Annotated in this window: 24 protein-coding genes; 15 read left to right on the forward strand and 9 right to left on the reverse strand. The window is 63.0% G+C overall.

What is annotated here, in order from left to right; all coding sequences use genetic code 11:
- Positions 1-6: 6 nt before the first annotated feature.
- Positions 7-1,731 carry an L-arabinonate dehydratase gene (gene araD / locus ILT42_RS20410; RefSeq protein WP_204217739.1) on the reverse strand — a complete coding sequence of 575 codons (1,725 nt, stop codon included), beginning with the start codon at positions 1,729-1,731 and terminating at the stop codon, positions 7-9.
- A 97-nt stretch (positions 1,732-1,828) separates the two neighbouring features.
- Positions 1,829-2,575 (reverse strand): FadR/GntR family transcriptional regulator, encoded by a 747-nt coding sequence (locus ILT42_RS20415; RefSeq protein ID WP_204217740.1) that lies wholly within the window; start codon positions 2,573-2,575, stop codon positions 1,829-1,831.
- 208 nt (positions 2,576-2,783) lie between these two features.
- Between ILT42_RS20415 and ILT42_RS20420 the strand changes: the two genes are divergently transcribed.
- Positions 2,784-3,956, forward strand: coding sequence for a mandelate racemase/muconate lactonizing enzyme family protein (locus ILT42_RS20420; RefSeq protein ID WP_204217741.1), 1,173 nt, complete (start codon positions 2,784-2,786; stop codon positions 3,954-3,956).
- Between the two features lie 185 nt (positions 3,957-4,141).
- Here the strand turns inward: ILT42_RS20420 and ILT42_RS20425 are convergent, their stop codons facing one another.
- Positions 4,142-5,221, reverse strand: coding sequence for a nuclear transport factor 2 family protein (locus ILT42_RS20425; RefSeq protein WP_204217742.1), 1,080 nt, complete (start codon positions 5,219-5,221; stop codon positions 4,142-4,144).
- Positions 5,222-5,375: 154 nt separating this feature from the next.
- Here ILT42_RS20425 and ILT42_RS20430 point away from each other — a divergent pair, with 154 nt between their 5' ends.
- From ILT42_RS20430 to ILT42_RS20485, 12 genes are all read left to right on the forward strand, one after another.
- Complete coding sequence (locus ILT42_RS20430) at positions 5,376-6,632, forward strand: ABC transporter substrate-binding protein (RefSeq protein WP_204217743.1); 1,257 nt, start codon at positions 5,376-5,378, stop codon at positions 6,630-6,632.
- A gap of 56 nt (positions 6,633-6,688) precedes the next feature.
- Positions 6,689-7,717, forward strand: a complete 1,029-nt coding sequence (locus tag ILT42_RS20435; RefSeq protein WP_204217744.1) for a carbohydrate ABC transporter permease — start codon at positions 6,689-6,691, stop codon at positions 7,715-7,717.
- Entirely contained in the window at positions 7,714-8,598 is an 885-nt protein-coding gene (locus ILT42_RS20440) for a carbohydrate ABC transporter permease (RefSeq protein ID WP_204217745.1), read from the forward strand. The genes ILT42_RS20435 and ILT42_RS20440 overlap by 4 nt, the downstream gene beginning before the upstream one ends.
- A 3-nt stretch (positions 8,599-8,601) precedes the next feature.
- Positions 8,602-9,660, forward strand: a complete 1,059-nt coding sequence (locus tag ILT42_RS20445; protein WP_204217746.1) for an ABC transporter ATP-binding protein — start codon at positions 8,602-8,604, stop codon at positions 9,658-9,660.
- 63 nt (positions 9,661-9,723) lie between these two features.
- Positions 9,724-11,034: a histidinol dehydrogenase gene (gene hisD, locus ILT42_RS20450; RefSeq protein ID WP_204217747.1), complete on the forward strand. Its 1,311-nt coding sequence runs from the start codon at positions 9,724-9,726 to the stop codon at positions 11,032-11,034.
- Positions 11,031-11,795, forward strand: coding sequence for an SDR family NAD(P)-dependent oxidoreductase (locus tag ILT42_RS20455; RefSeq protein ID WP_204217748.1), 765 nt, complete (start codon positions 11,031-11,033; stop codon positions 11,793-11,795). Before hisD ends, ILT42_RS20455 begins: the two co-directional genes overlap by 4 nt.
- Entirely contained in the window at positions 11,792-12,817 is a 1,026-nt protein-coding gene (locus tag ILT42_RS20460; RefSeq protein WP_204217749.1) for a LacI family DNA-binding transcriptional regulator, read from the forward strand. The genes ILT42_RS20455 and ILT42_RS20460 overlap by 4 nt, the downstream gene beginning before the upstream one ends.
- Entirely contained in the window at positions 12,814-13,803 is a 990-nt protein-coding gene (locus tag ILT42_RS20465; RefSeq protein WP_204217750.1) for a nuclear transport factor 2 family protein, read from the forward strand. Before ILT42_RS20460 ends, ILT42_RS20465 begins: the two co-directional genes overlap by 4 nt.
- Positions 13,800-14,771 (forward strand): cupin domain-containing protein, encoded by a 972-nt coding sequence (locus ILT42_RS20470; RefSeq protein ID WP_204217751.1) that lies wholly within the window; start codon positions 13,800-13,802, stop codon positions 14,769-14,771. Before ILT42_RS20465 ends, ILT42_RS20470 begins: the two co-directional genes overlap by 4 nt.
- 12 nt (positions 14,772-14,783) lie before the next feature.
- Entirely contained in the window at positions 14,784-15,905 is a 1,122-nt protein-coding gene (locus ILT42_RS20475) for a cobalamin-independent methionine synthase II family protein (RefSeq protein ID WP_204217752.1), read from the forward strand.
- Positions 15,902-16,591 carry an alpha/beta fold hydrolase gene (locus tag ILT42_RS20480; RefSeq protein ID WP_204217753.1) on the forward strand — a complete coding sequence of 230 codons (690 nt, stop codon included), beginning with the start codon at positions 15,902-15,904 and terminating at the stop codon, positions 16,589-16,591. Before ILT42_RS20475 ends, ILT42_RS20480 begins: the two co-directional genes overlap by 4 nt.
- Entirely contained in the window at positions 16,591-17,286 is a 696-nt protein-coding gene (locus ILT42_RS20485) for an RraA family protein (RefSeq protein ID WP_204217754.1), read from the forward strand. Before ILT42_RS20480 ends, ILT42_RS20485 begins: the two co-directional genes overlap by 1 nt.
- Positions 17,287-17,484: 198 nt before the next feature.
- On the opposite strand, the gene ILT42_RS20490 is transcribed toward ILT42_RS20485, so the two are convergent.
- The 4 genes from ILT42_RS20490 to ILT42_RS20505 form a co-directional block, all read right to left on the reverse strand.
- Positions 17,485-18,012: a DUF421 domain-containing protein gene (locus ILT42_RS20490; RefSeq protein ID WP_204217755.1), complete on the reverse strand. Its 528-nt coding sequence runs from the start codon at positions 18,010-18,012 to the stop codon at positions 17,485-17,487.
- 289 nt (positions 18,013-18,301) lie between these two features.
- On the reverse strand, positions 18,302-19,282 hold the full coding sequence (locus ILT42_RS20495) for a S8 family serine peptidase (protein ID WP_204217756.1): 981 nt from the start codon (positions 19,280-19,282) through the stop codon (positions 18,302-18,304).
- A 623-nt stretch (positions 19,283-19,905) separates the two neighbouring features.
- Entirely contained in the window at positions 19,906-20,388 is a 483-nt protein-coding gene (locus ILT42_RS20500; protein ID WP_204217757.1) for a hypothetical protein, read from the reverse strand.
- A gap of 141 nt (positions 20,389-20,529) precedes the next feature.
- Positions 20,530-20,796: a hypothetical protein gene (locus ILT42_RS20505; RefSeq protein ID WP_204217758.1), complete on the reverse strand. Its 267-nt coding sequence runs from the start codon at positions 20,794-20,796 to the stop codon at positions 20,530-20,532.
- Positions 20,797-21,035: 239 nt separating this feature from the next.
- On the opposite strand from ILT42_RS20505, the gene ILT42_RS20510 reads away from it, so the two are divergent.
- Positions 21,036-21,746 (forward strand): L,D-transpeptidase, encoded by a 711-nt coding sequence (locus tag ILT42_RS20510; protein WP_229428817.1) that lies wholly within the window; start codon positions 21,036-21,038, stop codon positions 21,744-21,746.
- Positions 21,747-21,864: 118 nt separating this feature from the next.
- Positions 21,865-22,548, forward strand: coding sequence for a phosphoglycolate phosphatase (gph, locus tag ILT42_RS20515; protein ID WP_204217759.1), 684 nt, complete (start codon positions 21,865-21,867; stop codon positions 22,546-22,548).
- A gap of 87 nt (positions 22,549-22,635) precedes the next feature.
- Here gph and ILT42_RS20520 read toward each other — a convergent pair whose 3' ends face one another.
- Both ILT42_RS20520 and ILT42_RS20525 read right to left on the reverse strand, forming a co-directional pair.
- Positions 22,636-24,123: a lipopolysaccharide biosynthesis protein gene (locus ILT42_RS20520; RefSeq protein ID WP_204217760.1), complete on the reverse strand. Its 1,488-nt coding sequence runs from the start codon at positions 24,121-24,123 to the stop codon at positions 22,636-22,638.
- Positions 24,120-24,989, reverse strand: coding sequence for a glycosyltransferase family 2 protein (locus tag ILT42_RS20525; protein ID WP_204217761.1), 870 nt, complete (start codon positions 24,987-24,989; stop codon positions 24,120-24,122). The genes ILT42_RS20520 and ILT42_RS20525 overlap by 4 nt, the downstream gene beginning before the upstream one ends.
- Positions 24,990-25,008 lie beyond the last annotated feature (19 nt).

The following is a 25,008-nucleotide window of genomic DNA, read 5'->3' on the forward strand; positions in this document are numbered from 1 at the left end:
CTCGCTCTAGTAGATTTTCGGTTCCGGAGTCGGGGCTCCTGCGTGAAGGAAGTCGAAGTCACAGCCCTGATCCGCCGAGGTGACATGTTCGGCGAAGAGGCGCCCGTAACCACGGGTGAAGAACGGGGTAGGGGGCGCCCACTCCTCTCGACGCCGCGCAAGTTCAGAGGCTGTTACATGAAGTTCGATCCGCCTCGCCGGGATGTCGAGCTCGATGAGGTCGCCGTCCCGCACGAGAGCCAGCGGACCACCGCGTGCGGCCTCGGGGGAAACATGGAGGACGCAGGTGCCGAAACTCGTCCCACTCATGCGAGCGTCGGAGATCCGGACCATGTCACGGACACCCTTGGCCAGTAACTTCTTGGGTATTGGCAAGGCGCCCCATTCAGGTAAACCTGGCGCACCGACGGCGCCGCCGTTCTTCATGACCAGCACGCAAGTCTCGTCAACGTCCAGATTCTCGTCGTCTATGCGTCGGGCGAGGTCGTCACGATCGGCAAAGACCACCGCTCGGCCGCGATGCTTCATCAGATCCGGCGAGGCTGCGGAATGCTTGATGACAGCTCCATCGGGGGCAAGCGAGCCGGTCAGGATTGCGATCCCACCCTCAGGCGAAACGGGTTTGTCGAGTGGACGGATGACGTCATCATCCACGACTTCGGCTCCCTGTAGCGCTTCACCCAGAGACAATCCGCTGACGGTCCGACACGTCAGATCAAGGCGATCCGTCATGCGGCTCATAAGGCCGCGTAACCCGCCCGCATAGTAGAAATCCTCCATGAGGTATGTGCCGGACGGACGCAAGTTGGCGAGGACGGGAGTACTACGAGAGACGTTGTCAAAATCCTGTAGTGTCAATGGGATCCCAAACCGCCCCGCCATGGCGATCAGGTGGATGACGGCGTTTGTCGATCCTCCGAGAGCCATCAGGACTGCCACGGCGTTGAGAAAGGACGCTCGCGTCACGATACTTTGCGGGCGTGCATCTTCCCAAACAAGCTCGACGATCCTGCGCCCGCAATCGGATGCCATACGAGCATGGGCGGAATCGACGGCTGGAATGGACGCAGCTCCCGGAAGCGTCAATCCAAGCGCTTCTGCGGCGCTTGTCATCGTCGACGCCGTGCCCATCGTCATGCAGTGTCCAGGCGAACGTGCGAGGGACGCTTCCATGTCGTGCCACTGCTGTTCGCTAATCGTCCCCGCGCGTCGCTCGTCCCAATACTTCCAATTGTCGCTGCCGCTCCCGAGCGGGCGGCCACGGTAGCGTCCTGTCAACATCGGCCCCGCCGGGACGAAAATTGCGGGCAGACCCGCCGAAGCCGCGCCCATGATGAGGCCTGGGGTCGTCTTGTCGCATCCACCCATGAGCACGACCCCGTCGACGGGATGGCTCCAAATCAACTCCTCGGCTTCCATTGCGAGGAAGTTTCGGTAGAGCATGGTCGTGGGCTTCACCATCGTCTCGCTCAGCGACATGGCCGGAAGCTCCATCGGCAGTCCGCCGGCCTGGAGGACGCCACGCTTGACCTCCTCGACCCTCTGCTTGAAGTGCGAGTGGCATTGGGCAAAGTCACTCCAGGTGTTGAGGATCGCGATCACGGGCTTCTTTTCGAAATCGCGGCGCGAATAGCCCATCTGCAACGCGCGGGTTCGTACATTGAAAGAACGAATCCCTGGAGCGTCGAACCAGCGCTGGCTCCTGAGATCGGATACGGAAACCCGCTTCATGTGACGTTCTTTTCCACGGCAGTTGCGAATAAATCACAACTTAATAACAACATCCATATATGTCAAACTACTTTAACGAATTTGTCAAACAGATATTTCAGAGGTCATCGCGGTCCGTCAGCGGTATCCGTCCCATGAAGCTGTCATGCGCTCTTTGGATGTGGCCGCGCATGGCATCCCGCGCCTCGGAGGCTTGGCGACGCTCGATCAGATGGAAAATCTCGATATGTTCCGAGTTGACTTGACTATGGTCGTGATAGGCGCCGCCCTTCCTCCGCCGTCGCGACAGATATGCCTTAAACCCAGCCGATCCTTCAATGAGTTCCAAGGATTGCTGCAGGAAGACGTTATCGGCCGCATCGGTCACCGCGCGATGGAAATCGAAGGTCTGGTAGGTCTGTTCAGCGCTGGGCGGAGCCGTGGCGCCACGAGTGGCGTAGACGCAGTCAGCCATCTGCTCGAGCGTTCGGGGATTGTGTCTTAGGGCTGCGGCATAAGCCGATTCCCCCTCGATCAGGATCCGGAACTCGAAGCAGCGCTGGAGATCCCGGACGCTACCGCCAAGCATGGCGCCGGCCGCTTGCTCATGGGCGGGTTGTTCCAGGCCGAAGATGACGACCGTGCCGGAGCCCTGGATGGACCGAACCAAGCCTTGCTGCTTGAGGAGAGCGAGCGCATTTCGAACGACCGGTCGCGAAACCGCAAACGTTTCAGCAAGTTCGTTTTCCGTAGGAAGCCTGCTGTGCGCCTCGTAGCGCCCTTCCTTTATGTCCGCGAGAAGGGCCCTGTAGACCTTTTCGGTCCTTCGCCCACCTGAAGCGATCTGCGGCGCATCTGCCGACATATCGAAGTCCCCTTCATAGAACGCTCGCAATCCGCGTTCGATTGATGTTGTACTGTAGCTTCAAGAGAGCGAGGACCGAAATGCCCCTCACGCTTGACAAGCCCAATTTCAAACAAGATAGTGGCAAACTTGTAATTTGTAAAGTTTAAACTTACAAATCGCGCCTCACCTGGCGGCATCGAGCCAGGCCGCATGAAGGAAGTCTCGCGTGGGCGAACATGTCCTCTCCAAACCATTCCCGCATGACCTAGACTCCGACCGTCCTCTTACAATCAAGAGCGTTCGAGCGCACCCTCTGAGCGTTCGCCTCGCCGTGCCGCAAAAATCGTCCAAGGGGGCGCACCAAATCTCGGAGATCCTGGTCGTCGAAGTGGAAACGACCGATGGGATCATCGGTCTTGGCGAAGGTTTTTGCCGCATCAGTTCTCGCCTTCATGCCGCCTTCGTCGATCAACTGCTCGCCCCGAGGATCATCGGGCGCGATGCCCGGGACCGGCGGGCGCTCTGGAAAGCCATGAGAGCAACCATTTCTGGCCAGCCTGGAGGGCAGATCGTGGAAGCGATCGCCGCAATCGACATCGCCCTATGGGACATCATGGGTCATTCCACAGGGCTGCCGGTGCATCGTCTCTTGGGTGGGATGGGTCGAACGGAGGTGCAGGCTTATGCATCCTCGGTGATGTGGGCCGATGACAAGTCCGTTGCCGAGGAAGTGCAACTGGTTCTCGACGCCGGCTATAATCAAATTAAGATCAAGATAGGCAACCCCGTCGAGGACGCGATCGCAAGAGCTCATTTCGTGAGGCGCTTGGTCGGAGACTCGATCCGGCTGTACGCAGACGGGAATTGGGCATTCGACGTCGACGATGCTCTGCGTGTCTCTCACGGCCTGGCCGACGCAGGATACGACTTTTTCGAGGAACCGATCGTTGCCCACGATCGAGAGGGTTACAAGCTTCTCTCTCGACGCTCACCGATCAGGCTCGCGGCCGGCGAGGCCGATTACGTGTCAGGAGAAGCTCTCACCAAACTCGCCGACCGGTCCGTTGGCCTGATCCAGCCGGACATCGCACGGTCCGGCGGCATCACGGAAACGTGGCGCATCGCGGAATTGGCGGCTGCTCATCACACAGCCTTTGCACCGCACATGGGCTTGTCAGGTGCGATTTGCGCAGCCGCAAGCCTGCACATCTCCGCGGCAGCCGAGACGTTTCGGACATATGAGAGCATGTACTATGAGAACCCGCTGCGCACCGAGCTCTGTGATCCTGTCGTGGGCGAGCGCCATCAACTTGTCGACGGGAAGGTTCCGGTGCCGAAAGGACCCGGTCTCGGTGTATCCCTCAATCGCAAGGTACTCGAGCGCTACCGCGCGGGCTAACGATCCGCATGAGCCTTGAAAGCGTATTCGCTTGTGACTGCGCTCGCCATAAAAGTGAGTTCGGCGGGGTTAGGCTGCACTTTGGGCCAGATGCCGAACTCATGATCTCTCTTCGGGCCCGATCGAGGAGGAGCGCGAGACGAACCTTGCTCGGAGACACTGCGCCTTCGTCGCGGGGCAGCGGTTCAGCGTCGAAGGACCTCGGACATCCGTGCGAGGGGATCGACCCCCATCTGTTTTAGAAGATGCAGCATGTCGAGGGGAACCCAGTTTTCGCGGATCAAACCTTCGTGGTGAAGATAAAAGTCCATCACGCGCATGAAGACGGGCTTTCCGCTCGGGGGGAGGCCGCAGAAGCCTCCTCCGGCATGCACCGCGTATACTGACGGCCATCCGCCGGTGACGGAGTAGGGGCCATCCCCGATGCGGATGTAATGGCCCGCACCATGTCGCTCGCGCTCGGCCGTAACTTCCTCGAAAGTCCCTTGCGGGCGGTGAAACGCGATGCGGAAGGGCAATTGGTGCCCGTCGACGAATCCATCGAGCCCACGGGTCGTGCCGATGCCGGCCGGGCCATACCACATCATCTTCGGGTGCCAATGCTCCCGCTGGGGCATGTCGATGAGGCTCTGTCGGGTCAGGCTGTTGCGGTCGTCGTGCTCCGCCAGCGATTTGTGCATCGCCAGGGTCTGAGCGATGCTCGCCTGTCCCTGGTCAGGCGCGGATGGCGCCAGTCTGACGCCATCCGCCGTGAGAGGGCCTGGCCACATCTCGGGCACGCCGAGAGTAGGAGCGAGCGGCCAGACGCCAGCCTGACGCATCACATCCAACACGTCCCAAAGGAGATTGGCTTGGATGGCGCGCCCGTCCGGCCCGATCTGCCAGACTTCTCCATAACGGAGATAGACCGTCTTGTTGCTAGCCTGGATTCCAAGCCAATCCCCGGCCATGGTACCGCAATAATGGCCCACGGCGGCGATGTACTGACGACCCTGATAAGCGCCTGCGACGAAAATCATGTCGCGGCGCTCCAGATCCGGAAAGGCGGCCTTCAGGGGAGCCCACAGCTCCGTCAGCGCGGCCCCGTTTCCTGAGAGGCCATTGATAGGGTGTGCAACGCGCCATTGCGCCGCTTGGACGGCCAAGCTTGAAAGAGCGTCCTCCAGCTTATTCGGCCCGGCCTCCGCGAGGCCTCGAAGCTTGGCTAGGAAGGAGCGGCGTAGAGCCTCGGTCGAGGTGCCCTCCGTGTCAGAAAGCCGGGTCATCGACACCCCTTTCACCCGCTGCCGCAGCGCTCAAGAAAACCAGAAAAAAATTCCTTGCATACGTTTGCAATAATTGCAACCATACCCCATCGATCCTCCGAAAACACCAAGAAACAAGAGGATCCGCCTGGGCATGTTACTGGGAGGTAACCGCATGACCATCAGCCTGAAGCGCCTGTTCCAATCGGCGCTGTTCTCGTCATCCTTGCTCGCTCTGTCAGCGGGAGCCGTATCTGCCAGCTGCGGCGACATCGCGGGTCGCGTGTCCGTCGTGGGCAACGAATTTCCGGCCATCCACACCGTCACGAAAGCCGCCGCGACCTGCGCCAACGATAAGGTGACGGTGAAGGCCAACCTGACCGCCGATCACCAGAAGATCAATCTTCCGGGCATGCAGGGCAACCCGGCGGAGTATACCAGCGCCATCGTGGCGACATCGTCCATTACGCCGCTCTTGAACGGCAACGTCATTCGGCCCCTGGACGACCTCGTGGCCAAGTACGGCCAGGACATTCCCAAGCGCCAGTTGATCACGGTCAATGGCAAGGTCGTGGCCGTCGCCTTCATGGCTAACGCGCAGCATCTCGTTTATCGCGACGACGTGCTCAAGAAGATCGGCATGGAGCCGCCCAAGACCTACGAGCAATTGCTCGAAGCGGCCGAGAAGATTCGCGCCGCCGGCATCATGAAGAACCCGGTCGGCGGCGCCTACGCCACGGGCTACAATCTGGGGCTCGAATTCATCAACATCTACATGGCCTTGGGCGGGGAGCTGTTCAAGGACGGCACGCCGACCGCATCGGTCAAGAACGACCAGGGCGTGGCGGCGCTGGAATTGATGAAGAAGCTCACGGGCTACATGAACCCGGACTTCCTGACCCACGATTCCAATGCGACGTCCGCCGAATGGGAGGCGGGCAACGTCGCCTTGATGAACATGTGGGGCTCGCGCACCGGAGTGCTCATGGACAAGCAGGGGTCCACGCCGGAGGTCTACGAGAACACCAAGGTCGGCGCGCCGATGACCATCGCGGGCGGCAAGATCCCGGCGACGACGCTGTGGTGGGACGGCTGGACCGTCGCCAGGAACATTTCGGACGCGGATGCGGCCGCCACCTTCGTCGCCCTGAAGACCGGAACGAGCCCCGCGGTCCTGAACGATACGACGATGAGCCAGGCCGTGTGGATGATCGATGGCTACAAGCCGGCACCCGTCAACCAGGGCGTGATGATGACCATGGCAAGTGGCGCCAAGCCCTATCCCATGCTGCCCTATATGGGGCTGCTGCACGCCGCCATCGGGGAGAATGTCGCCCGCTATCTCAGCGGTAAGGCCGACGCCCAGACGACGCTCTCCGACATCGAGGCGACTTATACGGCGGCCGCCAAGGAAAAAGGCTTCCTGAAATAGGCATCGCCCACGGCCTGGGCCTCTCTTCTTTTCCCATGCGTAACGCGTGCTGAACCATGAAGCATAAAACATTCCTATGGTTCTTCCTGCCCTCCGGTATGGCGATGTTCCTCTTCATCGCCATGCCCATCGTGTCGGTGCTGACGCAGTCGGTTTTCGCGCCGCACGAACAGGTGATCCGCGAGGTTGAGAACTGCACGCTCTTCGGCTGCTCGAAGGCGACGCAGATCGACCAGGAAGCCACGCGGGCGCTGCGAGAAGCGGAGCCCATGGGACGCTTCGTGGGGCCGAGCATCTATACCGATCGCAACCATCTGGCCTTCGCGGAGGTCGCTGGGATCTGGCGCAACGCCTCCGGACTTGGAAATTTCTTCGGGCAGGTGACCAATCTGCCCTTCTATGACGCCTTGAGCTTCACGCTGACCTACACGGCACTCGTGACCCCGCTGTCGCTGGTGCTCGGCCTGATCATCGCGCTTGCCGTCAACGGCCTGCCGCGGCTGTTTCGGGGTCCGGTGATCTTCGTTTCGCTTCTTCCGATGATCGTGACGCCGCTGGTGGGGGCCCTCATCCTGTTCTGGATGATCGATGCGCGCGGCATCCTCGGCGCCGCCCTGCAGGCGCTCGCGGGTGATCCGGGCCTGTCGGTCAAGGCATCAACTCCACTGATGTGGGCCATGCTCATCGTCTACGGCGTCTGGTCGTCGGCACCCTTCGCTTTCGTGATCTACTATGCCGGCCTTCAAACCGTGCCTGGAGATACCCTGGAAAGCGCCATGATCGACGGAGCGAGCCGGTGGGAGCGGATCCGGTATGTCATCCTGCCCCACCTCCTGCCCCTGACCACATTCATGGCCCTGATCAAGATCATGGACAATTTCCGGGTCTTCGAGCCGATCGTCAGCTTCAGCGCCGGGGCACACGCCAAATCGCTGAGCTACTTCATCTATTCCGACCTTGGCGGAGAGACGCGGCTCCTGTCGTCGGCGGCGGCGACCTCCGTGCTCACGATCGCGGGCATCATCGTCCTGCTCTCGCCGGTGCTCGTGCGCACCTGGCACGCCTTCGGGAGGGTGCGGGCATGACAACGCGCGTCGCAGACCGCCGGCCCCTGACCCTTCGGGTCGTCATGTCGAGCTTCCTTGTGCTCTGGCTCATCGTCGCGGCGTTCCCATTCCTTTGGACGTTGTGGGGAAGCTTCAAGGTCGAGGGAGATTTCTTCTCGAAGGCCGACTGGCTCAACGCTCTCACCGGGCCTTTGACGGTCTCCGAGACGGGGAGCTCATTCACCGGCAGCGGCTATTACGGGGCCTGGGTGCAGGAGGAGTTCTGGCGAGCCGCCATGAACTCGCTCATCGTCGTGGTGTGCGTCGTGTGCATCTCCCTGACATTCGGAACGCTCGGCGGATACGCGCTCTCGCGCTCGCCCTACCGCTACGCCTTCTGGCTCCTGCTGGTCTCCCTCGTGTTCCGGGCCATGCCGCCCATCACCCTCGTGTCTGGGTACCTGCTGCCGTTCTTCGAGTGGAATCTGTGGGGGCACCTGCCCACCGCCATCATCGTCCTCGTGGCGATCAACCAGCCCTTCACCCTGTGGATGCTGACGTCGTTCTTCCGCAACATTCCCAAGGATCTGGACGAGAGCGCCATGATGGACGGGTGCTCGCGCTTCCAGGCGTTTCGGCATGTGATCATTCCCGTCATGTGGCCGGGCGTGATCACGACGGGCTTGTTCTCGTTCCTTCTCGCCTACAACGACTTCGCCGTCACGGCGATGCTCCTGTCCAAGGAGAACCAAACCATGATCCCCAAGATCGCGAGCTTCCTGGGCACGACCCAAACCAAGGGTAACGTCATGTTCGCCGTGTCTTCCGTGATCTCGGTCACCGCGCCCCTGTTCCTCCTCGTGATGTTCTTCCAGCGTCAGATCGTTTCCGGACTGACCGCCGGCGCGGTGAAAGGCTGAACCATGGCCGACATTCAGTTGAAAGGTCTGTCGAAGCGTTGGGGCAGCTTTGTCGGCGTCAAGGCGATGGACTTGCATATCGCGGACGGTGAGTTCCTCGTCCTGCTCGGCCCCTCCGGCTGCGGAAAGACCACGACCATGCGGATGATCGCAGGGCTCGAGGACGCTAGCGAAGGCGACATCCTGATCGGCGGGACGAAGGTAAATGGGCTCGAGCCCAAGGACCGCGACATCGCCATGGTTTTCCAGTCATACGGGCTCTACCCGACCATGTCGGTCTACGAGAACATCCGTTTCCCGCTCAAGGTGAGGAAGATCCCGCAGGCGGAACATCACGAGCGGGTGATGCGGGCGGCGACGACGGTCGAGCTGACGGAATTTCTCGACCGCAAGCCCGCGGCTCTCTCGGGCGGCCAGCGCCAGCGCGTGGCGCTTGCGCGGGCCATCGTGCGCAAGCCGAAGGTGTTCCTGATGGACGAGCCTCTGTCGAACCTTGACGCCAAGCTGAGGGTGTCGACTCGCGCGCAGATTAAGAACCTGCACCACGAACTGAAGACGACGACGATCTACGTGACCCATGATCAGATCGAGGCGATGACGCTCGCCGACCGCGTCGTCGTCATGTCCAAGGGCGTTGTCCAACAGGTTGGCACCCCCTTGGAGATCTACGACCGGCCGGCGAACACCTTCGTGGCCGGCTTCATCGGCAATCCCGCCATGAACCTTCTGCGCGGGGAGATCCGAGGCGGCGTCTTCGAGGGTCGGAACGTGCGCATTCCAGGGTTTGCCGGCGCCGCTGATGGACCGGTGCATCTGGGGTTCCGGGCGGAGGATGCGGCCGTGGCGCAAGCCGGCGAGGTTGCCGCGCCGATCTACTCTCTGGAGCTTCTGGGAGACGCCTCCATGGCGACCGTGCAGGCAGGCGAGAGCCTAGTAGCGATCAAGGCGCCGAAGGATTTTCAGGGCCGCATCGGCGAGCCCCTCGCGGCGAGGATCCCAGCCTCCGTTTGTCACCTGTTCGATGCCAGTTCCGGCGAGCGCCTGCCAAGGAGCGCGTCGTGATCGCTCACGTCCGCCACCCGGCGACGATCCTCCACCCGATCAGCCTTTCATAAGGACCGTGCCATGGCCATCCAGCGGATCAAGTCCGGTAAACCCGAGAAAGCCCGCGCCGAGGACGATGCGAAGGTGCGTTCGACCGTCGAAGGCATTCTGGAAGACATCGCAGCCCGAGGCGATGCGGCGGTGCGCGAAATCTCGCAGCGTTTCGACAACTACGCCCCGGCGTCGTTCCGGCTCACGCCTTCGGAGATCGAGGCGGCCATGCAGCAGGTGTCTCCACGCGACATGGAGGATATCCGCTTCGCGCAGGACCAGATCCGGCGGTTCGCTCAGGCGCAGCGCGCGACCATGACCGATGTCGAGGTGGAAACGCTGCCGGGCGTGATCCTTGGACACCGCACCATTCCGGTTCAGTCGGTGGGGTGCTACGTGCCTGGGGGCAAGTTTCCCATGGTGGCCTCGGCGCATATGTCGGTGCTGACCGCGAGCGTGGCGGGCGTGCCGCGGATCGTGGCCGCTGCGCCTCCGGTCAAGGGAGCTCCTCACCCGGCGATCGTCGCGGCAATGCAATTGGGCGGTGCGCATGAGATTTACGTGCTGGGCGGGATTCAGGCCGTGGGCGCGATGGCGCTGGGAACGGAGACGATCGAGCCCGTCCACATGCTCGTCGGGCCTGGTAACGCCTATGTGGCCGAGGCCAAGCGCCAGCTCTACGGCCGCGTCGGCATCGATCTTTTCGCCGGTCCCACCGAGACGATGGTGATCGCCGACGAGACGGTGGACGCCGAACTCTGCGCGACAGACCTCCTGGGCCAGGCCGAGCACGGTTACAATTCGCCGGCCTGCCTGATTACCAATTCGGCCCGTCTCGCGCATGAGACCCTCGCGGAGATCGAGCGCCTCCTCACCGTTCTACCCACGGCCGAGACCGCCTCGGTGAGCTGGCGCGACTACGGAGACATCATCGTGTGCGACACGTATGAGGAGATGCTCGCGGTCGCCAACGACATGGCCTACGAGCATGTGCAGGTGATGACGGACCGGGACGATTGGTTCCTGGACAACATGCACAGCTACGGCGCCCTGTTCCTCGGCCCGCGCACCAATGTGGCCAACGGGGACAAGGTGATCGGCACCAACCACACCTTGCCCACGAAGAAGGCCGGGCGCTACACCGGCGGACTCTGGGTCGGCAAGTTCCTCAAAACACACAGCTACCAAAAGGTGCTCACCGATGAGGCCGCGACGCTGATTGGGGAATATGGCTCGCGCCTGTGCATGCTGGAGGGCTTCGTCGGCCATGCCGAGCAGTGCAACATCCGGGTGCGCCGGTACGGTGGCAAGAATGTGCCGTACGGGGTGGCGGCGGAATGAACCTGCCACGCACTCCTTCGTTCCGACTGGACGGACGCAGGGCACTGGTGACAGGGGCCTCGTCGGGAATCGGCCTCGGCGCGGCCGTCGCCCTCGCGGAGGCCGGGGCCGAGGTGACCTTGCTGGCCCGCCGCGAGGCTACGCTGGCACAGGTACGCGACCAGATCCGGGCGGAGGGCGGCAAGGCCAACATTCTGGCGGCCGATATCACCGAACTCCCTGCCATCCGTGAGGCTCTTCAGGCGCAAGGCCCGTTCGAGGTTCTTGTCAACTCGGCAGGCCTTGCTCGGCATACGCCGGCCCTGGAGGCGAGCGCGGAGGATTTCGACGCGGTGATGGCGGTCAATCTGCGGGCGGCCTTCTTCCTGACCCGCGAAGTCGCGCGGGGACTCATCGCTGCAGGCAAGCCCGGAAGCCTCATCAACATCTCCTCCCAGATGGGGCATGTGGGCGGGCCCGAGCGGGCGGTTTATGCCGCCAGCAAACATGCGCTGGAGGGCATGACAAAGGCCATGGCCCTGGAATGGGCGCCGCATGGCATTCGCATCAACACGCTCTGCCCAACGTTCATACGCACGCCGTTGGGCGAGCAGACGCTGCAAAACCCTGAACGCAAGGCCTGGATCCTGTCGAAAATCAAGCTCGGACGCGTGGGCGAGGTGGAGGACCTGATGGGGCCGGTCGTGTTCCTCGCATCGGACGCCTCCGCCATGATGACGGGAACGCATCTGATCATCGACGGCGGATGGACCGCCGAATGACGCAGACGAGCACCCCTGTCACGGCTCTGGACGTGGCCCGGCTCGCCGGGGTCAGCCAATCCGCGGTCAGCCGGGTCTTCACCCCCGGTGCATCGGCATCGAAGCACACGATCTCCAAGGTGCAGGCCGCGGCCGAGCAGCTCGGCTACCGACCGAACCCGCTGGCGCGCGCGATGATCACGGGCCGGACGCGCATGATCGGCCTCGTCGTCGCCTATCTCGAAAACCAGTTCTATCCGATGGCGCTGGAGCGGCTCTCCCGTGTCCTGCAGGCGGAGGGTTATCACATCCTCGTCTTCATGGCCGAGAACCATACGGAACAGGTGACCGAGGTCGTCCAGGAGTTGATCGACTACCGGGTGGACGGGATCATCACGGCGTCGGTGGGTCTGTCGAACGATATCACGAGCCGCCTGTCGGCCCTGGGCATCCCGGTCGTCATGTTCAACCGCGGGCAGGACGACGATGGCTTGAGCGAGGTGACGTCCGACAACATCGCCGGGGGACGGCGGGCGGCCGAATTTCTGATCGCGGCCGGGCACGAGCGCATCGCCCATATCATGGGCTGGCAGGGCTCCTCGACCGGTCGCGACCGCGCCACGGGCTTTCGCTTGGCGATGGAAGAGGCGGGGCGTCGCCCGCATGCCCTCGTCGATGGGATGTATGACCGAAAGACGGCCGCCGCCGCCGCGCGGGATCTGTGCAGCGCCGGAACGAGGCCCGATGCAATCTTTGTCGGCAACGACCACATGGCCTTCGCGGTCATGGACGAGTTGCGTTTCGGGCTTGGCCTGTCGATCCCGAACGACGTTTCGGTGATCGGCTACGACGACGTACCGATGGCGTCTTGGCCCGCCTACGCGCTGACCACCATCCGCCAGCCGGTGAACCGCATGGTCGCCGCCACAGTCGAAGTGCTACTCGGCCACCTGTCGGGAGACCGGACGCCGCGCAAGACCCGTATCGACGGCCCTCTGATGATCCGGGGATCCGCGCGCCTGTCCGAGGGAGAGAGGCCATGACAGAGTTTTGGAACCGTTGGCAGGACTTTCCCGACTACATCCTCGGCATCACCCGTGAGATCTGGGAAGATCGCGGGATCGCCACCCTCCACCGCAGCTACAGCCATGACATTCCGGTCCGCACGCCCATGGGCGTCGCCATCGGCAATGCAGGCGTCATTGCTTCGACGATGGCGACACTGCACGAATTCCCGGACCGGGAACTCCTGGGAGAGGACGTGATCTGGTCCGGCGGCGAAGCGAGCGGCTGGTTGTCCTCCCATCGTATCATATCGACAGGCACCCACCGGCACGACGGATTCTTCGGAGTGGCTTCCGGCCGGCGCTTCACGGTTCGCGTCATCGCGGATTGCGCCGCGAAAGACGGGACGATCTATGATGAGTGGCTCGTGCGCGACAATGGGGGGCTGGTGCGCCAGCTCGGCGGAGACCCCAAGACCTTCGCGCGGCTCCTGATCGAACGCGAGGGCGGACCGGACACGGCGTCGCGGCCTTTCACGCCCGAGATGGATGTGCAGGGGCTCTATAAAGGCTCGGGCAACGACGACCCCTGGGGTCATCGCTATGCCGAGACGCTGGAGCGGATCATGCAGGCGGACTTCGCCCATGCGATGGCGGCTTACGACCGGGCCGCGATCGGCGAGTTTCCCGGTGCCCAAACCCTGATCGGCCACCGCCAGCTCGCCGATTTCTGGCTCGGCCTTCGCTCATCCTTCCCGTCCGCGCTCTTCAGGATTCACCACCGGATCGGCATGCAGGGCGGGATGATGCCACCGCGCGCCGCGATCCGGTGGTCCCTCGACGGCACGCATGACGGCTGGGGCATGTTCGGGCGGCCAAGCGGCGCCAGGGTCCATGTCATGGGCATGGCTCATGCCGAATACGGTCCCTTCGGCGCCGGCGGCGTCGGGCTGCGCCGGGAGTTCGCCCTCTTCGACGAGGTGGCGATCTGGAAGCAAATCCTCCTACACACAGGTGATCTATGACGTTGGAAGAAATGGAAGCCCGCATCGTCCGCTACGGCGACCTGCGCCCCTGCAAGACCGCCTTCATCGACGCCCATACGCCGGGCTCGAACCAGAAGGAGAACTTCACCATCATCGGCGGCGGGGTCAGCGAAAGCCCGGACCAGCACGTGCATATCCGCGAGACGCCGGGTTTCAACATCGGCGCCGCCGGCCAGCCGCCGAAGTGCCGGAACAGCCTTCATGTGCACCGCACGGCGGAGGTGTTCTTCGTCCTGAAGGGGCGCTGGCGCTTCTTTTGGGGCCGCTGGGGCAACGCGGGCGAGGTCGTGCTGGAGGAGGGCGACATCATCAACATCCCGACCGGGATCTTCCGCGGCTTCGAGAACATCGGCACCGATTACGGGATGATCATGGCGATCCTGGGCGGCGACGACGCCGGCGGAGGCGTCGTCTGGGCGCCTCAGGTCATTGAGGATGCCCGCGATCACGGTCTCGTGCTGGGCAGCAACGGCAAGCTCTATGACTCGAAAAAGGGTCAGTCGCTCCCGGAGGGCGTGGCGCCCATGGCTCTGCTGACGGACGAAGAGCTCAAGGTCTTTCCCGAGCCGACTACGGCGGAGGTCGTGCCGAACTACGTAGCTCGCTACTGGGACCTGATGGCGCTCTCGGATCGTCAGCCCGCCAAGGTCATCGGGGCGGACGGAGTTCTCAAGGACCGTCCCGGCTTCGAGGTCGAGATGCTTTCGCGCAACTCCGTTCCAGAAGGCTCCTACAGCGTCGACCGGCATGAGGTCCTGATGCCGGTTCGGGGTCACTGGCGGTTAACTTGGGACGGCGGGCATACTGTTCTCAATCCCGGCGACACCGCGGCAATTCCGCCGGGACTGAAGCACTCCCTCTCTCCCTCGATGACGGGTGAGGCCAGCCTCTACCGCGTTTACAACACCGATGATGCCGCCGGTGCGACGGGCCGTCTGCTTTCGTAAGGGGAAAATGACATGGCGCTGTTAGCCACACATGTCGGATCGCTGCCGCGGTCCCAAACCGTCGTCGATTACCTGTTCGCGCGCGAGCGCGGACAGGAATACGACGCCGATGCATTCGACGCTTGCATGGCCGAGGCCGTGATGGAGAATGTCCGCCGCCAGCGAGAGGCTGGCATTGACATCGTCAGCGACGGCGAATGCTCGAAGATCAGCTACGCGACCTATGTGAAGGACCGCTATACCGGCTTCGCCGGCGATAGTCCGCGCAACGCGCCTGCCGACTTGAAACTCTATCCCTCGTTCCTGGACCGATTGGGAAAGAGCGGCGGCACCCCCCAATACGCGCGGCCGCAATGCGTCGGGCCGGTCGCGTCCAAGGGGCAGGGCGAACTCTCCAAGGACATTGCAAATCTGAAAGCGGCCATGGCTGCCCACGGGGCTGAACGCGGCTTCATGAATGCCGCATCACCGGGCGTGATCTCGCTTTTCCTCCAAAACGCCTATTACCCAGACCGGAACGCCTATCTTCGCGCCCTGGCGGAGGCCATGCACGAGGAATACCGCACGATCATCGAGGCAGGCCTCGACCTGCAACTGGATTGCCCCGATCTCGCGCTGAGCCGTCACATGCTCTTTCCCGACCTGTCGGACGAGGAGTTCCTGCAAATTGCAGCGACCCATGTGGAAGCACTGGAGCGAGCTCTCGACGGCCTGCCCCGTGAGCGCGTTCGCCTTCACATCTGCTGGGGCAACTACGAGGGGCCTCATGTCTGCGATATCGACATGGCGAAGGTCTTCCCCCTTCTGATGAACGTTCCGGCCCGTTATATTCTCTTCGAGACGGCTAATCCCCGGCACGGCCACGAATGGACCGTGTTTCGGGATCGTGCAGATGAAATTCCGGACGACAAGGTCCTTGTGCCAGGTGCCATCGACAGTACCACGAACTTCGTAGAACACCCGGACCTGGTGGCGCAACGGCTCGACCGATTTACGTCCATTCTTGGAAAGGAGCGAGTCATCGCCGGCTCCGACTGCGGCTTCGGCACCTTCGCGGGCTTCGGCGCCGTCGATCCGGAGATCGCCTGGGCGAAGCTCGCGGCGCTCAAGGAGGGGGCGCGCCGCGCCGTATGATCCCGCTGGTGCTCATACCGGGCATGATGTGCGACGCGCGGATGTGGGGGGAGACTTCTTCCGCTTTCACGGCGCGGTCCGTCCATCACGCCCTCCCGGTCGAGGGGACAACGACCGCCGGGATGGCCTCGGCCATCTTGCGCGATGCGCCACCCCGCTTTGCTTTGGCTGGCCTCTCGATGGGTGGCATCGTTGCCATGGAGATGCTGCAGCAAGCGCCGGAGCGGATCGAGCGGCTCGCACTCCTCGACACGAACCCACGCGCCGAGGTGGACGAGGTCAAGCGACGGCGGGCGGCGCAGATCGAGCGCGCGCAGGCCGGTGATCTGGGAGGCGTTCTGCGGGACGAAATGAAGCCGAACTACCTTTCGCCACGGGCCAACGATCCGTCGATCCTTGCGCTGTGCATGCAGATGGCGCTCGAGCTGGGACCGGACATCTTCATACGACAATCCCTTGCTCTGCGCGACCGGACCGACCGCCAGAGCGTGCTGGCCCGCTTCCGTCGCCCGGCCCTTGTGCTGATGGGCGAGGATGATCGCCTCTGCCCCATCGACCGACACGAACTCATGCACTCATTGATGCCGCAGTCGCGATTGGTGATCGTGCCCGGCGCCGGACATCTGCCGCCCTTAGAGAACCCCATCCCGACAATTGCGGCTCTGCGCCGCTGGCTGGAGGACTGATGAACCCAACACTCCTCGAACTCCTTCGGGGCTGCGACACCCCGACTGTCTGCAACGCCATCGAAGTCGCGCAGGGAAAGCGCGGGTTTAATGCCTTCACGCGTGGGACGATGCTCGCCAGCGCGCCCGCCGAACCCCCGATGGTCGGCTACGCGGTCACGGCGCAGTTGAGGGCCCGTGCTCCCTCCATGGACCCACCCGAATCCGTGCGTGCGCGTCGCATGGCCTATTACAAGGCCATGTACGACGCGCCCAAGCCATCCGTCGCGGTGGTCGAGGATCTCGACTACCCCGACTGCATCGGAGCCTATTGGGGTGAGGTCAACACGACAGTACATAAGGCGCTCGGCCTGTCGGGCGCGCTCACCAACGGAGTCATGCGCGATCTCGGAGATCTGCCAGAGGGCTTTCCCGTCGTTGCGGGCAGCGTCGGTCCGAGCCACGGCTTCGTACATGTGGTGACCGTCGGAGAGCCTGTGACCATTTTCGGCTTGGCGATTTCCACAGGTGACCTCGTGCATGCCGATCGCCACGGCGCCGTAGTCATCCCGCCTGAAGTCGTCCCGGATCTCGCGGCTTGCATCGGAAAGTTGCGAGGCTTCGAGGACGTCATCCTGGCGCCGATGCGGGCAAGGGTGGAGAGCTTCGCGGAATTCGAAGAAGCATGGCGACGGTTCGAGGCCTCGCGGACCTGAGTACGGGAATGGACGATCGGCACAATGACTTCCCGGCCTCGGATCCATTCCGGCCCGATGGACGGATCGTTGCGTTTCGTCTGCGCTGCCGGTTGGAGCTTCCCTGTCGGCTCGGGTCGGACCCGGCGTTGATAGCGTTATCTTGGAATAATGGGCCGGAGTATCGCCACGCTTCCAAACCCGACCCCGCCGACGGGATCAGGTGACCGTGCGGTCCGTCCCACGAGCGTCGCACGACTCTCCGTCCTGGCGGATGACGCTGATCCGGCCATCCCCCTCCATGAAGGCCCGCTTGACCTCGGCGATGTCCTCGACACCCTGCTCCCGCAGCAGGCTCGCCAACTCATCCATCGTGATCATTTCCTGGCGCAGGTGCCTACGGATGGGACGTCCATCCTCGACCAGCGGCAGGGGCGCGGGTCTCAGGAAGCGCTGGACGAGTGGGATGTGGTAGCCGAGCCAGTTCAGCGCGACATTCCAGAATACGATGGTGAACACGAGGAGAGCACCCTCCGTGATCGACTTGTATTCGTTGGCCATGGCATTCTGGGCCGCATCGGCGATGAGCACGATGACGAGGAGATCCGAGATGCCAATTGTGCCGGACTGCCGCTTGAGGGCGAACCGCAGGATCGAGAACAGGACGAAATACATGATCGTCCCGCGCAGTACGATCTCAGCGATCGCATGCTCGGGCACGAACATGGCCGGCCAGTCAACGGCCATGGAAGCCGATGCTCGGCCCTGCCGGCCTATCGGAAACTGGCGGTGAGTGAGAATAGTTGCGGCGGTTCAATACGGTGCTCGAATTTCCCACGTTCAGCAGAAAGTACTTTCAGTCCAAACGCTTTTCAAGGTTCGGAGCGCATCAGACCTTATCACCCATCGATGTGACAATGGGTGTCTTGTTCGATGAGCAAGCGACAAGATTGGCGCGCTGTCCCTGTAGTGCCACCTCGCTTCTGCGTGCAGAAGGTCGCATCAGCGGCATCCGCGTACCTGCAAGTCTTGGCGCTCAGGGGACGTCCTGCCTTGGTTCTACGTCCGGTAAACGAATCTTCGGGTCGGCTACGGTTGCGATCGCTGGCGCCACTCCAGGCTCCTGGCATAAGCCTGCCATTTGGACGAGACCGAACCCGAATGTAGGATCGCGTCCCGGTTTACCGAGGTCGCGGGCAAAGTCTTCAAGGCGGGCCTGTAGACCTTTGGCGTCAAGGGTTGGATGCGAAGCGAACAGCATGCCGGCGGCGGCCGACACGTACGGGGTCGCGTAGGACGTGCCCGTGCGCGACCTACCGGTGCCTTCGGCTGAGGCGGTCCAGACATTCACCCCAGGCGCGGACAAGTCGATATAGGACCCTTGTGTGGCACGACGATAGACCTTGAGGTCGTGATCGACCGCCGTGACCGCAACGACTCCCGGATAGGCAGCAGGATAGGAGGGCTCCGCGCCAGGCCCGTTATTGCCCGCGGCCGCAACGATCACGATGCCTTTGGCCTGGGCGGCTGCAATCGCCTTCTGCAGAACCTCGTTCGCGGGACCGGATAGGCTCATGTTGATTACCCGAACGCCGCGCTCGGCCAGGGTCTCAATAGCAGAGACAAGCGATGTGACATCCGTCCTGTCGGCCGTGTTGCCGTCGCGATAAAACGCATCCACGGCCAGCAGCCGGGCGTGGGGCAGCAGCCCAGGCGTTTCGCTTCCCTGTTTTCCGACCAAGAGAGCCGCCACGGCCGTCCCATGGTCCTTCAGAGATGCAAGGGAACGGGGACTGGGTTGAGCCAGGGCCTCGATGGACTGATCCTTCAGTGCGTCATGCCCAACTGCGATGCCCGTGTCGATCATGCCGATGAGCGGGACGGTCCCGCACGAAGATGCATTCGGGCCGGACCACTTCACGAGCGAATTCCACTCGACGCTCGAAGGGGGCTGGCACTCTATGCCTTTACAGGCCGCCTGATGATCGTCGAGGTAGTAATATTGGTCGAGGTCCACTGCGGCTTCGACAGCCACGAGGCGTACCCGTTGCCGAGCCCGTGCAACCGAGACCCCGCGTGGGACCTCGAGGCGAATGACCTTTGGCGCAATGCGGCCCTCGGTTTGGGCCTCGATCCGAAAGCCTAGGCTGGTCAGCCGAGCCAGGTCCGACTGCGACAGCCCTGATGCGACGATGGATCGGGACGAGCGACGCGGTTTAGGACGAGGATCGACCTCCTCTGCGTTCGCCACGCGAACCGATCTGACCGGAGTCGAGGCCGCCGGCTGGGCCGGCTGCCGAGCTGCGACCGGGGCTTGGCCGGAAGGCCGGATTTTGGATGTCGTGGGCTTATCTCTGTTCACGGCAGTCGCAAACTTGGGCGCCGAGGGCCGACCCGTCGTCCGTTGGCTCTTGTCGGTCGGGGCGGTCGTGGCGCTGGCGGCGCCAGCCTTTGCGCGGCCCGTGCCGCCAGCATTCGCCCGGCCGCCTGAGGTCGAGCCAGCCTTTTCCCCACCCGCGGAGCCGGCCTTGCCGCTGCTGGCCTGCCCAGCGGTGCCGCCGCCGGAGGGGCCATTGTTCCCGCGATCGGACCCGCCTGCATGGCCGTGGCCCGAGCCGTTTCCGCGATCAGCGCCGTTGCCTATGCCGCCCCCAGGGCTATCGGCTTTGGACCCTGCATTTCCGGGATTGTCACTCCTGCCGCCGCCATTGCCATGGCCGTTCCCAGCATTACCAACAGAGCCTCCGCCGCTGCCGCCTTTACCGTTTCCAGCTCCGTTCCCTCCAGCGCCGCCCTGATTCCCGCCACCTTTGCCCCCTCCGCTTTGACCTCCAGCTCCGCCCTGGTTGCCACCACCTTTGCCCCCGCCGTTTCCATTGCCATTGTTGCCGTTGGCGCCGCCGCCAGCCCCCGAGTTCCCCGACCCGCCGCCCTTCGCGCCGCCTCCATTGCCGCCGGCGGTGCCATGGCCGCCGCCCCCTGGCCCAGCGCCTCCGCCGCCACCGGCCGGGCTGCCGCCCTTTCCATCGGAACCTCTCCCGCCGGGACTGCCGCCAGCGCCTTTGCCGCCGCCGGCTCCATTGCCCGCCCCACCGCCATTGCCGCCGCCGTTTCCGTTGCCATTGGCGCCATCGCTACCTTCCGCAAAGGCCGCCCCACCCAGAACAGGCAGGTAGGTCCCATGACCCAGTTCGACTTGGATGCGAAGGGGGATCGCGGCGGCACAAGCCGCCATGGCAATAAGCGCGTGTCTCCGCCAGCGTGTCATATCAACTCTCCTGCTGGCGCTTCAATGTCGGGGACATGTCCAAGCCTGACCTTGGCGGTGGAGCGGGTCACCGCCCCTGCCAGATAATTGCCTAGGAACGCGGCACGCATGTCCAATAGCCTGTCGCAGATGAACGAAAGCAAACAAACCACGAAATGTGTCAGTTGGTTAGCTTGGCAATAGGCATAATCTTTCACTTCAAGGGCTTGAGCGTCGAAGAAAGTGACGCTGGTTGTGAAGTGCCGGCCGGGTTCCTTGGTCAAGCGAGGGCTCTGGGATTCCAGGCGGCGATGAGAGGGCCAGAGTCTGCCCATTGCGGCGAAAAATTTAGGAAAAATATCCGGGGTGCTGGATCGCGCTACGCGGCTGTGGGACATGGCGGCGGGCGCGCGTGCTTGCCAGTCAAGTTCTGATGCGGCAATCTCCGCGCCGACAACCCGTCGAGCCGGCCTTGGGCAGCAATGTTCTCGCTGGATAAGGGAACAACGGATAGGACTTTATTATGATGATCAACGGTGGGAACGCTGGTATCGGCGCAGCAGACGAGGCGGCGTCGCCCGTGGGGCAGGCGGGATTCCTCAACCGGAGGTCGTTCATGTTCGGCTCCGCCATCGGGATCGGAACGTTGAGCCTCGCTGGCTGCGCCACGTCCGATGGCATGAGCCTTGCCGAGGCGTCGAAAGTCTATGGACCGCTGCCCAATGAGAAGTTTCCCGTCCCAGCGATCGATGTGAGCAAGGTCAACCCCAAATATTACCGTCGGACCGTCCGGTACGACACCCGGGAGGCACCCGGTACGATCATCGTCGATCCTGCCAATTATTACGTCTACCGCATCGAGGGCGATGGCGCTGCCACGCGCTATGGCGCCAATGTCGGCCGTGACGGGTTCCGCTGGAGCGGCGATGCCTATGTCGGGCGCAAGGCGGAGTGGGCGACCTGGACGCCTCCGAAGGAGATGATCAAGCGCCAGCCCGAGGCGGCCAAGTATGCCGGGGGCATGCCGGGTGGCCTCGATAACCCGCTGGGCGCACGCACGCTCTACCTTTACCAGAATGGCGCTTACACGCTGTACACGATCTATGCGAGCCTTGACGCCGAGTCTATCGGCTCGGGCATAACCAGCGGATGCGTCGGTCTCCTCACGCCGGATATGCTGGATCTGTACGAGCGGACTCCGGTCAAGACGAAAGTGATCGTCCTGCCGGCCTGAGGGGCACCGTCGCCCCTCTTCCCATCCCGTGGCAGACGGTCTGGCAGTTGCGCCACGGGAACGGGCTGCCGCGTGGCGGGGCCATGTACAACCGGTTCGCGAATGCTGGGACGGCTGCATGACCTCCTTGGGAGCTATCGTATTCGACCTGGACGGAACGCTCGTCGACAGCGCCCGCGACCTCCAGGCGGCCATCAACATACTCCTAGCCGAGGAAGGATTTCGCGGGCTCGGCCTCGCCGAAGTCAAGGCTATGATCGGCGATGGAGTGGCCAAGCTCGTGGAGCGAGCCGTGATCGCCGTGGGAGGAGACCTGTCTCATCACCCGGACTTGGTCGCCCGCTTCCTTTCGTTTTATGAAGTGAGCGCCTCGCGGCATACGGAAGTTTACCCCGGCGTCGCCGAGACCCTGGATACGCTGCGCCGTTCCGGAATCCCACTGGCGGTCGTTACCAACAAGCCCTACGCGGCTACGATCAGGATCCTCCACGATCTCGGTCTGAGGGACCATTTCGGAGTCGTGATCGGGGGCGACACGCTGGCCGAACGAAAGCCGAATCCGGCACCGATCCGCGCAGCGCTGGATCGATTGGGCATCGCACCCGGGCGGGCCATCATGGTCGGAGACAACTATCACGATGTGGAGGCGGCCCATGGGGCGGGCGTTTACGCCGTTGCGGTCACCTATGGCTACAGCCACAAGCCTCATGATGAACTTGGAGCCGACAGCCTGATCGGCTCGATGCCCGAACTGCTGCGCCTAGCGGCCAATTGGAAGACCATCGAAGCGCCGATCTCTTAGGCCGTCTCACGCCTCGAGCGATCTTGAACCTCAGGTGAATCCCGGCTTGCGATGAATGAAATCGAAGGGCAAACCAGAGGAAGATCTTTAAGCCCGCCCTCTGGTCAGCCAACGTCTCACGGGAACCTGCTTAATGAGATCGAGGATGATCGTTCGCGTCCGGCGCACGCAGAGACCGAGCGCCAATCCCCCGCCGAAGCCGGCACACGTCGTCACGAGGAGAGACGCCACGCCATTGGGCCAACGGGCGTCGGCGATCGCATGGCTCGCCAGAATGCAGGAAACGAGAACGCCAAGGGCAACAGGCAGGGCGCTGGCTCCCGCCTTGAGCTGATCGGCGAAGGCGACCGGACCCTGGCGCCCGATCAGCCACGCAATCAGCGGGATCGACAGGAGGGCCGCTACTGAGAAGCCAACGGCAGCGCCCAGGATGCCGAATTGCAGCCCGATGAGCGTACCGGCTGCCCGCAGAGCTGCGTCGATCATGCCCCAACTTCGCAGGTCTTTCGACCGGCCCTGGCTGATCATCAACGGCCCGGCCGGGCCGGTGATGCTCTGCGCGGCCAAGGCGGGGGCAAGCCAAGCGAGAACGACGCCGGACATCTCCCAGCCTGGACCGAGCAGGACGCGAGTCAAGCTCGGTGCCACGAAATAGAGGCCGATGGCCGCCGGCAGGAGAAGGCAGGACAGTCGCTCCACCAAAAGCAAGTAAGTGTTCCGGTATGCGGTTTCATCATCCTGCAGCCGGCTGAAGACAGGCATCATGACCGACATGACCGGCTGGATCAGGGCAGTGTTGGGGATGAGAAATAACTGATATCCACGATTGTAGAGTCCGAGAGTGGCCGCCCCCATGATCCGCCCGATAACGAGCGGCGCGACGTTCTGCGACAACGTCAAAAGGGATGAATAGACTGTCAGGTTCGCGCCGAACCGAAGAAACTCACCTGCAGCGGACACCAGGCGCGGACGGCTCGGGCGCCATCGCGCCGCCATCACGTTCAGGAGCGAAGCCACCAAGGAATGGACGAGGCCCGCCGCAACCACCGCCCACGCATCGTGTCGCCACAGCGCAACCATCAGCCCGGCAATGAATCCCGCGACGAGTCCGGCACTCTCTGCCTTTACCACGCTGTCGAAACGCAACTCCCTACGCAGGAGAGCGTTATGCTGCGCGGACAATCCGCCGATCAGGAACCCGATGCACACGACCGGCATGATGTCCGCGATCCGGGGCTGGTCGAAAAACTCGGCTACGAAGGGGGACGCCAGAAGGGCGACGAGCGCCAGGACAGCGGTGGTAAATGCGTTGACCCAGAACAGGAAGCTGACTTCGTCGTCGGATATCTCAGCGCGCTGGACAGTCACCGACGAGAGGCCGAAGTTTCGGAAGACGATGAGAAATCCGAAGAGAACCGTCGCCATTGCGGCAATTCCGAACTCGGCAGGGGGCAGCAGGCGGGCGAATGTGATGCTGGACAGAAAGTTGACGACGATTCCGAGGCCACGCTGAGAGAGCGTGTACCAGGTGCCCCTGCGAGCCCGCCGATGGACCTCGTGGTGATCCATCTTCATAGAGGAGAAAGGCCCTTGGAGCGTGCAGTCTTCCGAACGATCCTCTTCGTCGCCTCCCCGAAACCGATGACGCGCGCGAGTTGGAGTGCGAGCGCAGCCTTGTGCAGGATACTTGTCGTATGCCGCCGCCGAATGCCCAGGGCCATCGCCCGAAGCTCCTGCCGGAACGCTGGAGGGATCTGATCATGGTGCTTCCGCACGAATGTCTCGAGCCCGCTCGCCCTGCGCAGCGATGGTCTGGTGATGCGGTCGCCGGGATGCTCGCGCCACTCGACAAGAGTTTCCGGGAGGACCGCATAAGGGATCGCGCCGTTAACAATGCGGATGAACAGATCGTAGTCGTTCCAGACAGGGACAGCCGGATCGAACCTTCCCGCTTTTTCGAACGCACGTTTCCGGATCGCGACGTTGCTGCCAGTCATGTAGGAGCGCTGATCGAAGAGGGTATCGGGCGTCAGCCCCTCACGGGTGGTCAAAGACTGCAGGGTGCCGTCAAGGTCACGGCGCAGGAGGCCTGCGACGACCACGTCGACGTCCCCGCGCTCAAACCGCCCCGCCACCCTTTCCAGGTACTCGGCGTACCAAATGTCGTCATCGTCGAGAAATGCCATGGTGTCATGCCTCGCTTTGGTGGCTCCCAGGTTGCGTGAACCGCAGGCGCCGGGCTGGACATGATTCACCACGAGGTGAAGGGGGATTTGCGTCGTTTTCTGGAGTTCGTGGACGGTCGCGGCCGTCCGATCGTCTCCGAGGTCGTCCACCACGACGATCTCGGCGGCGGGTTTACTTTGCGCCAGGATACTGCCTAGGGAAACCCGCAGGAGATCCGGTCGTCCATGGGTAGGAACCACGCAGCTGATATCCATGTTTCTTGCCTCGATTGCC

The organism is Microvirga pudoricolor (assembly GCF_016892705.1).
Lineage (GTDB): Bacteria > Pseudomonadota > Alphaproteobacteria > Rhizobiales > Beijerinckiaceae > Microvirga > Microvirga pudoricolor.